Annotated in this window: 12 protein-coding genes and 1 pseudogene; 12 read left to right on the top strand and 1 reads right to left on the bottom strand. The window is 54.8% G+C overall.

The window, feature by feature from the left end:
* Positions 1-137 precede the first annotated feature (137 nt).
* The 6 genes and pseudogenes from ACFSW5_RS21475 to ACFSW5_RS21450 form a co-directional block, all read left to right on the top strand.
* A complete protein-coding gene (locus ACFSW5_RS21475; protein WP_379277716.1) occupies positions 138-563 on the top strand; it encodes a hypothetical protein in 426 nt (141 codons plus the stop codon).
* A 3-nt stretch (positions 564-566) separates the two neighbouring features.
* Positions 567-1052, top strand: a complete 486-nt coding sequence (locus ACFSW5_RS21470; RefSeq protein ID WP_379277714.1) for a hypothetical protein — start codon at positions 567-569, stop codon at positions 1050-1052.
* Between the two features lie 57 nt (positions 1053-1109).
* A complete protein-coding gene (locus ACFSW5_RS21465) occupies positions 1110-1664 on the top strand; it encodes a sigma-70 family RNA polymerase sigma factor (RefSeq protein ID WP_379277712.1) in 555 nt (184 codons plus the stop codon).
* Positions 1657-1911, top strand: a complete 255-nt coding sequence (locus ACFSW5_RS21460) for a hypothetical protein (protein ID WP_379277710.1) — start codon at positions 1657-1659, stop codon at positions 1909-1911. The genes ACFSW5_RS21465 and ACFSW5_RS21460 overlap by 8 nt, the downstream gene beginning before the upstream one ends.
* Positions 1901-3466 (top strand): recombinase family protein, encoded by a 1566-nt coding sequence (locus tag ACFSW5_RS21455; protein WP_379277708.1) that lies wholly within the window; start codon positions 1901-1903, stop codon positions 3464-3466. The genes ACFSW5_RS21460 and ACFSW5_RS21455 overlap by 11 nt, the downstream gene beginning before the upstream one ends.
* A gap of 39 nt (positions 3467-3505) precedes the next feature.
* Positions 3506-3595, top strand: a pseudogene (locus ACFSW5_RS21450) (helix-turn-helix domain-containing protein); the annotation flags it as partial.
* Positions 3596-3803: 208 nt separating this feature from the next.
* Here the strand turns inward: ACFSW5_RS21450 and ACFSW5_RS21445 are convergent.
* Positions 3804-5414, bottom strand: a complete 1611-nt coding sequence (locus tag ACFSW5_RS21445; protein ID WP_379277706.1) for a catalase — start codon at positions 5412-5414, stop codon at positions 3804-3806.
* A gap of 187 nt (positions 5415-5601) precedes the next feature.
* Here ACFSW5_RS21445 and ACFSW5_RS21440 point away from each other — a divergent pair, with 187 nt between their 5' ends.
* The 6 genes from ACFSW5_RS21440 (at position 5602) to ACFSW5_RS21415 (ending at position 14653) form a co-directional block, all read left to right on the top strand.
* Positions 5602-6279 (top strand): tetratricopeptide repeat protein, encoded by a 678-nt coding sequence (locus tag ACFSW5_RS21440; protein WP_379277704.1) that lies wholly within the window; start codon positions 5602-5604, stop codon positions 6277-6279.
* Between the two features lie 48 nt (positions 6280-6327).
* Entirely contained in the window at positions 6328-8076 is a 1749-nt protein-coding gene (locus ACFSW5_RS21435; RefSeq protein WP_379277702.1) for a sensor histidine kinase, read from the top strand.
* Positions 8077-8279: 203 nt separating this feature from the next.
* Positions 8280-9875 (top strand): SWIM zinc finger family protein, encoded by a 1596-nt coding sequence (locus tag ACFSW5_RS21430; RefSeq protein WP_379277700.1) that lies wholly within the window; start codon positions 8280-8282, stop codon positions 9873-9875.
* Entirely contained in the window at positions 9872-12775 is a 2904-nt protein-coding gene (locus tag ACFSW5_RS21425; RefSeq protein WP_379277697.1) for a DEAD/DEAH box helicase, read from the top strand. The genes ACFSW5_RS21430 and ACFSW5_RS21425 overlap by 4 nt, the downstream gene beginning before the upstream one ends.
* A gap of 68 nt (positions 12776-12843) precedes the next feature.
* Entirely contained in the window at positions 12844-13134 is a 291-nt protein-coding gene (locus ACFSW5_RS21420; protein WP_379277694.1) for a hypothetical protein, read from the top strand.
* A gap of 196 nt (positions 13135-13330) precedes the next feature.
* A complete protein-coding gene (locus ACFSW5_RS21415) occupies positions 13331-14653 on the top strand; it encodes an extracellular solute-binding protein (RefSeq protein ID WP_379277692.1) in 1323 nt (440 codons plus the stop codon).
* Positions 14654-14671: the final 18 nt, after the last annotated feature.

Here is a 14671-nt window from a genome sequence, read left to right as displayed (position 1 = left end):
GACGAGTGCCGCGAGTAATGAACATTCGTGAATATTGAGGACCATAAAAAACAGACGCTCCCGGCGGGCTGGCGGCCAACTGCTGCTTTTAAACCGAACGTATGCTCGCCCGGGGCGGGAAAGGAGGCGGGGACGACATGATCCATCTCTCATCCAAGCACCTGCAGGTATTGCAAATCATTGAGGCGAGCCCGGGCATCAAATACAGTGACATTTTCGAACAAGCAAAGGCATCCCATGGACAACATTGGGTGATGACTGCGATAAAAACACTTCTCGATAAGGGGCTCATTTATCGGGAGGGCAACAAGAAACATTATCAGTTTTACTGGACGGACGTCCCATATCAGGTTTCCGAAGAAGTGAAGCATTGTCACCGTATGCCGGATCTGCTGATCCAAAATGCGTTATCCGAGTTGACCGATGAGCAGAAGTACTACATCCGGCACCATCGCAAACGTATGACACGCAGCCAGCTGGCGAAGAAGCTGGGCATCAGCAAGTTGGCGCTGACGTTGTACCTGGACAATATACCAAACCAAATTATCGAGAGGGGCAAATAAGCCATGCAAATAACGATCAAAGCTCATTTTAACAAGCAAACGAAGGACAGCAAGAAAGAACTCGTTCAATTTTACGTGAAAGGCGAGGACGAAATGCGGCCGGAGCTGAACACGCTTTGCCGCGAAGTGGTCGAGTTGCAGATCGGCGGGGTAGACCCGTTGACCGCTGAATTCGTGAAGAAAAGCCAAGACGCCAAGAAAACCGTTTTGGACTTCATCGTAAACGGCGGGGCGTCGAATCGCCACTCCTACGAATTCTATCGGCTGGCCGGCACGGATGTGGAGCTGACCATTACGGAATCGCAAATGAGTATTGACGAATTCCGGGAGCGGCAAGAGGAGTACCGCGAAGGTAAGCGCGGCACGATCAACCCGGATGGCACGGTTGATGTGGACGATGATAACCAGTTGGCGATCGAAGATTACACCGGCGAGGATGCAGAAGTGGATCCGGAAGAGGACGCGGCAGACAGCGACTGGCTGGAATAGATAGCAAAGCGGGCCCCGGGCTCCCGGGGCTTCCCACAAAAGGGAGCGTGAAGCACAGTGGGTGCAAAGAAAATCGAAAAGATTCCGGAGATGGACGACCGCGGCTTCATGCTCCATTTGCGGGACCTGAAGCAAGCGTACCGAAAAACGTATTGGCAGCTGCGTAAGGCGTTGAAAGAATGCGGGCCCGACGGCGCCGATGCTCCAATCATTAAGGGGGCCATCTCCGACGTTCATTATGCGATCGAGTGGCTACATACCGGGCGGCGGCCGGGGAACAAACGTGGCATTGAGCGGCGCGCAGCGTACCAGCGGGAGAAGCTGGTCGATCCGATGGTTTTGCAGAGCTATGCGAGCAAGGTCAATTCCCGCAGCGGCTCTACGCTGACCGAGGAACAGCGATTCAAGCTCGAACAAGCCTTATGCCGGCTCAGCCCGCAAGAGAGGGAAATATATGAGATGGCACACGGGCAAGGATTGCCGCACAGCGAAATCGCGAGCCTGCTGGCGATATCCAAGGGCAGCGTCGATAAGGTGGTCCAGCGGGCGCAAAAGAAAGTATCGGAAGAGCTGTACGGGAATCTGTTTTTGTGGGAGTCGGAGGATGAATGAGGTGGAAATGAGATTGCTGGAAAAGGGTACACGCCATCGTCATAAACTTACAACGGGTGATACCATGGAAAAAAAGAAGCCTTACAGAATCAAGTTTGTATCGAACGGCAAAGACCCCCGAGAAGCAATCATTGAATTGGTGAAGGAAGAACTAAAAAAGGTACTAGAAAAAAATAACGCCACAGTGTACAATTTGGACGAGATCGCAAGTTATTATGTTTCGGGGGAAGCGTGTAATGAGGAATAAAAGAGCAAGGGGATATGTCCGCGTATCCACGATGAAAGAATCTCAAAAAGACAGCCCTGAACACCAAGAAGGTGCTATCAAAGACCACGCCAAAACCATGAACATGGATATAGATTATTTTTACGAGGATCGCGATACGGCTACGAGCATTGTTGCCCGTAGCGACGTTCAAAGAATGATTGAAGACGCGAAAAAAGGAGAGTTTGATACTCTCTTTTTTTCTTCACTTTCGAGGTTTAGTCGAGATGCCTTGGATGCTCTTTCTTTGAAAAGGATTTTGGTCAATGCTCTGAATGTCCGTGTCATTTCGATAGAGGACTTTTACGACTCCGGAACCGATGACAACGAAATGCTATTTGGTATCGTATCAGTGGTAAACCAGAAACAGAGCGAGCAGATCGGAACGTCATCGAAGCGCGGAATAAGACAATCGGCTGCGAAAGGGAATTATATCGGGAGCATCCCGCCTTACGGTTATAAAAAGGTGGTTGTAGACGGCAGAAAGACACTCGAAATCGTTCCCGAGCAAGCTAACATCGTAAAGCAAATCTTTGATAAGTACGTCAACGGCGGCCTTGGAGAAAAGGCTATTACCAACTGGCTGAATGAAAATGATATTCCTTCATACAAGGGTGGAACCTGGGGAATAACCAGTATTCAAAGAATTTTGCAAAATGAAATCTACACGGGCTTTAATGTATACGGCCGGCATACCGTAAAGAAAGTGTATAACGATCTTAACGATCTCATGGACCGCGGCAAGAAGCTTGTTCAGAAGCCAAAGCAGGAGTGGCAAAAAACAGAATTTCAAACTCATCCAGCAATAATTGGCCAGGATTTTTTTGATAGGGCCCAAGAGGTTCGTTCAATTCGTGGTGGCGGCATGGGGCGACGTGGCGGCCGCAGGGCATTCGTTAATGTGTTTGCAAAAATGATTTTTTGCTCTGAATGTGGATCTGCAATGGTTACCATGCAGTCAAAGGTAAAGGGAAAGGGGAAGGAATACCGTTACTTAATGTGCTCGCGCAGGAGAAGGATGGGGGAACATGGTTGCTCGAACGGGAAGTGGATTCCATACTTTGATTTCAGGGATGATTTAATCAAAGAAATTTTGAGACGAACTAAAGCAAGAATAGAAGCGATCGAGTCATCGGAAAGACTCGTGAAGGGTGCAATTTCAAAGACGAAAAATAACACAAAAGACATCAAGAAGCTTGAATCACTGGTTGAATCGAACCGTAAGCTGTTATTCGAGATCAGGCGTCAGTACATGCTCAATGAAATCGACTCAAACCAATATGAGTTCGAGAAAGCGCAGTACGAGAAGGAAATATCAGATGCCGAATCGAAAATAAAGGAAATTCGTAAAAAAGAGGCTGAACGAGCTGATACCGACAGACTCAAGCGCGATGCTATTATTGCAATGGACGAGCTGACAAAGATTGAATCATATGATAAGGATATTCAGAAGACACGTTTGTTACTGGCAAAGCTGGTTGATCGAATTGATATTAAAGCTGATGGGGAAGTTGAGGTCGTTTCCCCACTTGTCTAACCGTCCATTTGGGCGGTTATTTTATTGTGTGCTTGAATATACACTACGAACGTGATGCAAAAATTGAACGTTAAAGGTCGTTCACAAGCGGTTGTCGAGTTGATTAAGCTTGGGGAACTCCAAATCTGACGGTCAGCCTCACGCGTTCATAGCTCGCTTGTACGTTTGCCTTCTCCGGATAGATAAGGATGACGGATGTAAGTTTGACCATATCTTATAGCAGCAGGCAGCATGCCCCGGAAATGCTGCCGTTATTTTTGGCGGGGAGAATAATGGGGAAAAAAGACCGAACCGAGGCTTGCGGAAAGCCGTAATGGTTCGGTCTTCGTTTTGCAGCTCAATAACCGTCCGTCTTATGCCCGAGCTCTTCGGCGATTTCCATCCCTTGGCGAGCGGCCGGGGTGCCGATATGCCCGGCGTTTTTCGCTTCGGCCGCTTGTTTCGCCGCTTCCGTTACGCGCCGGCCGTAATCGGGGTCGGCCTTCGTCAAGTATTCGATGACCTTCTCGCGTACGGCCGGCGTGCAAACGGACAGCCCGTCCCCGAGATTGCGGATCAGCTCTTCGCGCTCCCACTCCTCGAACTTGCGGTACGTTTCGCCCGCTTGGGCAAAATCGTTGGTCCGGTCGATTTTGGCCCGAACGAGCTTCGCGTTGTATTCCGGCTCATGCGGCTTGCCTTCGCGTTTGGTCTCCTGCAGGCCGCCGAGGATGGAAGGCTCGTAGTTGACGTGCGGGTTTTGGCCCGGCGCAATGTCGACGTAGAAAGCCATCTGGCCGTCCCGCTGGTTGGTCGCGACATGTTTTTTCGGCGCGTTGATCGGCAGCTGCAAGTAGTTGGTGCCTACCCGGTAACGCTGCGTGTCGGAGTAAGAGAACGTGCGGCCCTGCAGCATTTTGTCGTCGGAGAAATCGAGGCCGTCCACCAGCACCCCGGTTCCGAAGGCGGCTTGCTCCACTTCCGCAAAATAGTTTTCCGGGTTTTTGTTAAGCGTCATTTTGCCGACCGGAAGAAACGGAAATTTATCCTCCGGCCACAGCTTCGTGTCGTCGAGCGGGTCGAAATCGAGCTCGGGGTGGTCGCCGTCGCTCATGATTTGAACGCAAAGCTCCCATTCCGGGAAGTTCCCGCTTTCGATCGCTTCATACAAATCCTGCGTGGCGTGGTTGAAATTTTTGCCCTGGATTTCTTCGGCTTCCTTCTGGGTCAGGTTGCGGATGCCTTGAAGCGGTTCCCAGTGGTATTTGACGAGAACGGCTTCTCCTTGCGCGTTCACCCATTTGTATGTATTGACGCCCGACCCTTGCATCTGCCGGTAGTTGGCGGGAATGCCCCAAGGCGAGAACAGGAACGTAATCATATGGGTCGCCTCCGGCGTGTTCGCGATAAAATCGAAAAACCGCCCCATATCCTGCAGGTTCGTTACCGGATCCGGCTTGAACGCGTGAACCATGTCCGGGAATTTCATCGCGTCGCGAATGAAGAAAATTTTCAAATTGTTGCCGACCAGATCCCAGTTGCCGTCTTCGGTATAAAATTTGGTGGCGAAGCCGCGCGGATCGCGCAGCGTTTCCGGCGAATGGATGCCGTGAATAACGGTCGAGAAGCGGACGAATACCGGCGTGCGCTTGCCTTTTTCCTGAAACAGCTTGGCCCGCGTATATTTCGCGATCGGCTCGTCGCCGACTTTGCCGTAAGCCTCGAAATAACCGTGCGCGCCCGCGCCCCGGCCGTGAACGACGCGCTCGGGGATGCGCTCCCGGTCGAAGTGGGATATTTTCTCGATAAAATGATAATTTTCGAGCGTTGCCGGTCCGCGGCTGCCGACCGTTCGAATGTTCTGGTTATCTGTAATCGGATGGCCTTGGCGGTTCGTCAGCGACAGCTCCGTTTCGCCTTCGGCAAGCGGACCTTTGGAGCCGGTCGGCAAATCGGGATTGTGAGTCATCTTTTCATTCTCCTTTATCTCGTTGAATTTGTTGGAACCCCTACCTTATCATTCCTGTAATTGAGGCTGGCTATTCGGGCGGTGCGGTCTGAAATGATGAATGAGCGGGCCGAGGAGCTTATAGTGGACGGGAAAGGTCTATGGTATGATTAACGATAATAAGACTATTGGGGCTTAAGGAGGAAAAATGGGCAAATTTTTTATACTGTTTGTTTTGCTCAATTTTTTGACCGGTAATCCGATTGTGTCCGTCATCATTATTCTTGTTTTGTTCTACGCGCTGGAACGCCGGTTTATCGGGTTAACGCCCAGCATTGTAAAACCGCTTCGGCGCCTGCGGCAAATCGGCAAATTAAAGAAACGGATCGATTCGTCTCCGAACGACGTGTCGTCCAAGCTGGAGCTGGCCCGTTTGCTGATGGAGCGGAAGAAGTATCGGCAAGCGCGGGAGCTGCTCGAACCGTTAGAGGCCGTCATGACCGATTCGGCGGAATATGCGGACGATCTCGGCGTTTGCCTGATGGAGACCGGCAATCCGGTAGAAGGAGTGGCGGCGGTCCGCCGTGCTTTGGAGCTGAATCCCCGCGTCAAATACGGCGAACCCCATTTGCGGCTGGCCGCTTATTACGCCCGCCGCGACGCGGCGAAAGCGCTGGACGAATTGGAGTCGTTTCAGCGGATGCAGTCTTCGTCCTGCGAAGCCTATCTGCGGCTGGCTTCCATCTACAAGCAGATGGGCCGCGGCAAAGAAGCTAAAGCGGCGGTCAAGGAAGGCTTAAACGTTTACAGGCTGCTTCCCCGTTACAAAAAAAAGACCGAACGCGCTTCCGCCATCCGCTTATGGGTAAAATCGGCATTCGGCTGAGGACGACAATCGCCGCACATTGATTTCCGGAGGAGCTATGACGGTAGAATGCAACGAAATATATGGCTGGCGGCGATCAGCGTTATCGTCGTTATCATTTTATTGAACAATTCGGCTTATTACTTGCTGACCAAACGCGTGCTGGAGCAATCGCTCAGGAAGGAGATGGCTTCGGTCGCCGGGCAGATCGAGCTTTCGCTGGAGCAATCGCGGCACGGGTCGATTCTTTTCGAGGATCAGATCGGCCGCGAGCTCCGCGCCGCATCGATAGCGGCCCGGTACGCGCTGGATCCCGACGTGGAGAAGGTGACGAACCGGCAGCTCGAGGAGCTTAGCGGCAAGCTCGGAGTGAGTCATATTACGCTGATGAAGCGGACGGAAGGCGACATTGTGTTGTACAAGTCGTCCGATCCGAACGAAATCGGCCAGGGCACCAAAAACATGAAGCCGTGGTTCGATATATTCAACCAGCTGTTTGACCGTCAAGCGGTCACTTCCGGTTGGATCGGCCAAACGCTGCCGAATTTCTGGACAGGTCCATACGAGACGGCCACGACGGACGTCGATTCCATCAACAAATGGGGTTATTGTTACGACGGGACGACGAATTACATCATCGATCCTTTTGTCGGTTACGACCGGCTGAAGCGATACGAAGACATCACCGGCGTAAGCCGGTTAATCGGCGAAACGCTGAAGCGCAACGATTCGCTTAAGGAAATCTCGATATTGAATCCCCATACGTTCGGCAAAGGGAAAATCGAAACGATTAACGAGAACGGAGAAAAGCGGGTTCATATTCTTCAACAGCCGGTCGCCTACGGCTCCTATCGCTATAAAGCGGACGACGACGCCAAGCTGGTGGCCGAAGCTTATGCAACGGGGGAAACGGTCGCCAAGGAAATGCGGATCGGCGGCGAGCGGCTCTATAAGATGTTCATCCCGGTCAAAATCAAAAACGATCTGCTCAAAATGACCGATCAAAACGGGAACAAAATGGACAGCTACGTGCTGGCTCTCGTATCGGATTACGGGATGATCCAAAACGAGCTGAACAAGCAGTTTTTGAATATGGGGCTCATCATTATCGCCATTACGTTTCTAAGCATCGTTATCGCAGTTGGCTTCATGAAAGTGTACAAGCATTCGAAGGAGAAGGCGGTGCGGGATACGCAATCGGCCTATGCCGAAGAAATGAACCAGATGTTTCTGGCCATCCGCGGCCAGCGCCATGACTTCATCAACCATGTCCAAACGATTCATGCGCTTGCGGAATTGAACAAGACGGAGGAACTCGTTGCGTACACGAAGGAGCTTACCGGGGAAATCCGGGCGGTGAACGATATTATCCATATCGGGAACCCGGCGGTGGCGGCTCTCGTGCGCTCTAAAATCTCGCAGGCCGAAACCTTCAAAATTCGCTTCATATGCAGCTTCGAAGGGTTGGAACAGCTGGAAATGGGAACCCGTACGTTCGATCTGAACCGGGTGATCGGCAACCTGATCGATAACGCGTTCGACGAAGTCCGTAAAATGCCGGAGGAGGAAAGAGAGGTCGGCATATCGGGGATACGGCGGGAAGGCCGGCTGGAGCTCCGGGTGAGCAACCGGTGCCGGGACGCTGAGTCCGTTGCGGCCGCTCCGGTTTTTTGCCCCGGCTACACGACGAAGGAAGACGGCCATCAAGGCTTGGGGCTGTCGATCGTGCAATCGATCGTAGACGGCTACAAAGGCGAAATCGCCGTTCGCGCCGTATCCGAACATACGCTGGAGTTCGTCGTATACATACCGCTATAATCGTCTATATTGCCCGATCCCGCCGATCGGCCGTTGATTGCGGCCGATCGGCGGGATTTTTATTTAAACCGGCCATTAAATACGGCCGCTTTTTGTTGAAGGGACCCGCTTGAGGTTATCCCATCCGCCGCGGTCTAAACCTCGTAGGAGGAGCGAAATGTGGTATAATAATTAGAATGTTAAACGAACGGTAGGTGAGCGGCTTGCTTAAGCTTGACAAATCTTTGGAACGAACGCTTGAAGCTTCCCTTCGGGAGAATGTCACGGAAGCGGCCGTGGAGCGCGGTTGGAATTATTATTTGAACGATCGCGTCATGGGCGTAAAGCTTCTGAGCGGAGATACGTTGTTCGCAAGCGTGCGGGGCTCCGGCGAAATGTACATGGTCAGCCTCGACGCCGGACAATTCAAATACAGCAAATGCACCTGCCCCGTAGGCGGTCCTTGCAAGCATATGGCGGCCGCTTATTTCACTTATCTGGCCGCGGCTTATTCGTCCGAGGCTGCGGAGGAAGCGCATTCCAGAATGCTGATTTCGAACGGCCGGTTCGAGCCGGAGTTCGGCAGCGATGCCGGGACGCCGCAAGCCGCGTCGTTCGCCGGGCAAGCCAAGCCGGAGACAAACGACCCGGCCGGATGGCTGGACTGGATGGAAGGAAAGCACGGCGACGTATGGAAGAAATGCCATCATTCGCTGCACGCGCTGCAGCCCGTTCTTCAAACGCTGAAAGGGGCGGCCCGGGATTGGGACAAACCGCTGCAGCGGCTGCACTGGATGCTTTCGGTCGCCTTCGTGTTAAATCAGGCGGAGAAAGCGATTCATCTGGCCGATACGTTCAGCCGCTATTACCATGAAATGTCGTTTATCCGCATGGCCGAGCCTTGGGTCGAGCATTATTACACGTTGTCGCTCGAGCTCGAACCCGCGGAAATGGGCGCAGACGAGCTGGCATGGGCCGACTTCGTGAAGGAATATGCGAAGAGCCGCGCGGTTCGGCCGGAGCGGATGCTGTTCGAGTGGACTTATTTATATATGGCGGTATGCGAAAGAATGTCGGAGCTTCCCGAGTGGCGGGAGCGCGAGCTTGCCGCGATGGAGCTGGAGGCCGCCGGCGAAGGACAGGAAAAAAACAAGACGTTTATTCATACCGTCATTGCGATGCTGCATTATTTCGTACGCGAAGACCGGGAAGCGATTCGGCATTTGGAGCAAGCCGAGTTTGAGCGGATTCAATCGGTCGCTTATCCTTGCGCGTCGCAGCGGCTCGAGGCGGGGGATTGGGACGCTTTCGGGCAGTGGATGGCTTTCCTTTACAGGCATGTCCTCCCCTGCCGCAATTCGCGGCAGATCGCTTCCTTCGTCACCTTGTGCAGACGAGCGGACATGGAGCAGCCGGACAACGAGAGATGGTCCCGCTATATGACCGATTTGCTCCCGTATTCGTATTCGGAGCTGTCGGAGCATTGGTTTCAGACCGAAAAATACGGAGATTGGGCGGATTTGCAGCTGCTGCTGGGCGTGCGGCCGGACGATCTGGACATCCAGGACGTTAAGCAAGTAACGAAAGCCGATCCGGCTTGCCTGATCCCGCTTTATCATCAATCCGTCGAAGAATGGATCGCCGCGCGCAACAGGCAGGGCTACCGGATGGCGGTCAAGCAGTTGAAGAAGCTGGAGAGGATTTATAAGACGCTGAAAAAAACGGGCGTGTGGGATCGTTATTTGCACGGCCTCATCCGGAAGCACGGACGGCTGCGGGCGCTTCAGGAAGAATTGAGGAAAGGAAAGTTCATTTCATGAGAGCATTTATCGGCGCCGGGGCACACCCGCCCGTCATCGACGGATATTGGCAGGAAGGCGCGCAAGGCGGCGCTGTCGTGCTGTTTGAAACCGGGAGGCCGGAAGCGGCGGTCAGGCTGCGGCAAGCGCTCTTCGCGTGGCATAAGCCTTCCTGGTACGGCGAAGACATTGAAGAGACCGTTATAGCAGGCCGTAATGTTCTTATGGTTCCGCCGCTGCTCGCCGTTGACTATATGGCCGCTCCGAAGCCGGTTCGGCTGCTGCGTCCGGAATGGACCGGCCGCGCGGCTCGTTTGATGGAGCTTGCGCGCCTTATCCGGCTTGCGCTGCTGAACGGCTGGTTTATTCCGGACTGGCAGCGCTGGTCGGAGCAGCATCGAGCATGGAAGGCAGCTTTCCCGGAGACGGAGACCGAGCTTACCCGAAAATGGGAGGAGACGGTCCGGCTTGCCGCGGAGGAAGGCAGCCCCGGTGCGGAACGATGGCTGAGCGAAGCGGTCGAGGCCGTCATCGCCCAAAGCGGCGAAGCCAGGGAAGCCTGGGAGCAAATCGGGCGGACGCAGGGCGAATCCGTGGTAAGCCATAAGTCGGCCGATGAGGAAGATTGGCTGATCGCGATCGGCGTTCGCAAGGACAGACTGCCGTTCCGCGCGGCGCTGCAGCTGGTCGAGCCGGAAGGCGAACGCGGCTGGCGCTTGCGGCCGGCGCTGCAGGACCGGGACGGCGGAAGCTGGCTGCCGCTGCGAAGAGACGGCGCCGAGTGGAAAGCGGAGTCGGCGGATTCGCCGATTCCCGCCGATTGGCTGCCGCTCGTGCCGGGCAAGCTCGAGAAGGAACAGTCCAAATGGCTGTCCGTCATGCCGGACTGGGAAGACCGGAATGCGTCCGGCTTTCTGCGGTCCGAGCTTACGGACAATGAAGCTTGGCTGTTTCTGGAGCAATACAGCTTGCGCCTTCTTGAAGCCGGCTCTCCGGTGCTGCTGCCCGGGTGGTGGGAGGCGGTGCGGTCGCGCCGGCTGCGCCTGAAAGCGAAGATGAAATCTTCCGTAGGCTCCGCGGCGGAGCCGATGTTCGGCTTGAATCAGATCGTACAGTTCGACTGGAAGCTTGCAATCGGCAACGTCGATTTGTCGGAGGCCGAATTTATGCGGCTTGCCGCGGAAAACCGCAGACTGGCCAACATCGGCGGCGAGTGGGTTCATCTCGACCCGCACGATATCGAACAGATCAAGCAGTGGATGAAGCGGGTCGGCAAGAAAAAAGGACTGTCGTTCCGCGATGTGCTGGAAATGCATCTGCACGGCGGAGCGTTACTGGAGGAAGACGGGGACGAGGCGGCCGCATTGCGGGCCGAGGTCGAGCTGAACGAGCATCTTTCGGCATGGCTGGAGCAATTGCAGCACATCACGGAGATTCCGCTTATCGGGCAGACGGCCGGCCTGCGCGGCGAGCTTCGCCCTTATCAGCATCAAGGCGTGAGCTGGATGGCGTTCTTGCGGCGATTCGGGCTTGGAGGCGTCCTGGCCGACGACATGGGCCTTGGCAAAACGATTCAGTTTATCGCTTATCTCGTTTATGTGAACGAGCGGGAAAAAGAGAACAGCCGGGGACCTTCGCTCTTGATTTGCCCGACATCCGTGATCGGCAACTGGCAGAAGGAGCTGGAGCGATTTGCCCCGGGGCTGCGCGTTTATGTCCACTACGGCCCAAAGCGCGACAAAGGCGAAGCGCTGCGGGACGCCGCGGCTGAAGCCGACCTGGTCATCACCTCTTATTCTCTCGCCCAACTGGACGAAGAGGATTTGCGGGAAATCGAGTGGAACGCGTTATGCTTGGACGAGGCGCAAAACATTAAAAACGTCTATACGAAACAGTCTGCCGCGATTCGTTCTTTTAACGCTTTTCACCGTCTTGCGTTGACCGGCACTCCGATGGAGAACAGGCTGACCGAGCTGTGGTCGATCTACGACTTCATCAACCCCGGTTATTTGGGCAGCCTGCACGAATTCAGGAGAGCCGTCGTTGCGCCGATCGAGAAGACGCGCGACGAGGAGCTTATCAAGTCGCTGCAGCGGTGGGTCCGGCCCTTCATGCTCCGCCGGGTGAAGAAAGATCCGGCCATTCAGCTGTCGCTGCCCGACAAATATGAGTCGAAGACGTATATATCGCTTACGGCGGAGCAAGGAGCCATCTACGAAAATATCGTATCCGAGCTGCTGGATAAGCTCGATACGCTTGGACCGATGCAGCGAAGAGGCCTCATTCTCGCTTCTTTGACGCGGCTTAAGCAGCTGTGCGACCATCCGGCCTTGCTGACGGCGAAGGAAGAAGGGCCGTCCGATTGGGATACGGAGCGGTCCGGCAAGCTGTCCCGCTTGCTGGAGATGGTCGAGGAGGTCGCTGCCGAAGGAGAACGCTGCCTTATTTTCACCCAGTTCGTCGAGATGGGCAATCGGATTCAAAAGCTGTTGAAGGAAAAGCTTGGGGTACAGGTTCCTTATTTGCACGGCGGCGTGCCCAAGGCGCAAAGGGACGAAATGATCGCCGGCTTCCAGGATGAGCGGTCGGATTCGGTCGCTTTTGTCCTGTCGCTGAAAGCGGGGGGAACGGGGCTCAATTTGACCGCGGCAAACCATGTGTTCCACTTTGACCGGTGGTGGAATCCGGCGGTGGAAAACCAGGCGACGGACCGCGCTTTCCGGATTGGACAAACGAGAAAGGTGCAGGTGCACAAATTCGTGACGCTCGGCACGCTGGAGGAAAAAATCGACGAGATGATCGAACGGAAGCAGGCGCTTAACGAACAGGTCGTCAGCACGTCGGAGCAGTGGATTACCGAGCTTTCGACGGACGAGTTGAAAGAGCTGTTTGCGCTGCGCAAGGATTGGCTGAAAGGATAAACGGATCTCGCCGCAGCGCAGGGACGTTAAAAGGTCCCGATACGGAAGGATGAGGAGGAAGCATCGTTATGGATATCCGCCGCAGCGGGCCGGAGGAGGCGGGCGAAGACCGTTTGCGCCGGCCGGGACAACAGGCCGGAACGGACGGGCCGGAACAGCAGGCCGGGACTGAGCGGCCGGAACGACGGACCGGGACAGACGGGCCCGAACAGCGGGCCGGGGCAGAGGGGATGGAACGGCGGACCGGATCTGACAGTCCTGCACCCGTGCCGGGCGGTCGGTCCGGCGAAGCCAGCGCGGAGTGGAACCGGTTCTACGACGCCGTCCGCAAACATATTCTCGAAATGGAACAAGAGTAGAGATTGACGCAGCCTGTCCGGCTTATGCCGGCGGGCTGTTTTTTTTAGGTTTTTGGAGCTTGCGGAAGAGAATAATCCCCCTTTCACGATATTTTTTGACCTCCACGGAAGAAGGACTCAAGACTATAATGGAAGAAGCAGGGTAGTCGGCACGGAAGCTTTGAATCAGCACTATATATTGGCCGGGGGGCGTTGGATGAACAGAAGAGCAGCTGTGGCAGCCGTTGCGCTCGTATGGGTCGCGATCGTCGCGTCCGCTTGCGGCGGAAACAATCCGTCCGGCGTATCGCCAAGCGGCGGCGCGCCGGAGGAAGTGACCTTATCGCTTCGGCATACCCAAATTAAAGAAACGACTAGAACGAGACTTCAAATATTGGAGAACGCGGTCAGAAAAACGGAGCTGGAAAATCCCGGGCTGACGTTCAAGCTGGAAGGCATCGACGAAATCGTCAACCGGGACCAGAAGCTGAAAGCCGAGATGACAGTCGGCAATCCGCCGGATATATTCGAAGTGTTCGGCGGATCGGATTTGAAGCTGTACGTCAAAGCGGGCAGGATGCTCGATTTGACGCCGATTGTCGAAGAGCTGGGCATCCGGGACAAATTTGCCAGCCTCGACGAGTTTACCGTCGACGGCAAAATTTACGGATTGCCGTACGGCGGATACAGCGAAGCGATTTTTTACAATAAAAAAATATTCGCCGAGCTGAACCTGGCAATCCCGCGTACATGGGACGAGCTGCTTGCGGCCGCCGACCGGATAAAAGCCGCCGGCTATACCCCGTTTGGCCTTGCCGCCAAGGACGGCTGGGTAAGCGGCATGCTTTGGAATACGGTGATGGAGCGCAACGTCGGCATCGACGCCTTGAACAAGGTGGTGACCGGCGAAGCCAAGTGGACGGACGCGGCGTTCGTAGAAGGGTTCCGCGATTACGCCGAGCTCGCGAACAGAGGTTATTTTACCGAGGGGGCGCTTGAGCTTCCTTATTCGGATCAGGGTGCGCAGCTTTTGACGGGTAAAGCGGCGATGGTGTTTACGGGAACATGGGACGTAAGCCGGTTTACCGGCGAAGAAGCGGGGCAGCTCCAAGGGCGGATCGGCTATTTCGCTTTCCCGGCCATACCCGGGGGCGCTGGAGATCAAACCTCGATTAACGCTTCCTACTCGAACGGGTTCGGTTTTTCCGCCAACATGAGCGAGGAACAGATTGCGATGGCCGCGAAGTTTATCGCCAATTTTTACACCGAAGAAGTGCAGAAGGAAACGCTGGTCAAGGCGAAGGTATTGCCGTCGATGAAGCTGTCCGACCTGTCGGGCATCGATTCTTTGACGGCCGAAATTTTGCAGGTGATGGCAAACGCCACCTCCTCGTGGCAAGCATACGATGCGATCGTGCAGCCCAGCGTCGGCGCCGATATCAATGTCGGCCTGCAAAGGCTGATCGGCAAAGTCAGCACCCCCGAGCAGGTTGCGGCGCAAATTCAGGAGTCGCAGGACGATGCCAACGCGAGTCATTGACGCGACCGGGGGAGCGTG

The sequence above is a fragment of the Paenibacillus thailandensis genome, assembly GCF_042685365.1.
GTDB classification, from domain to species: Bacteria; Bacillota; Bacilli; order Paenibacillales; family Paenibacillaceae; genus Paenibacillus_AP; species Paenibacillus_AP thailandensis.
Note: the sequence above shows the minus strand (reverse complement) of the source record. Positions and strands in the feature narration are given on the sequence as shown.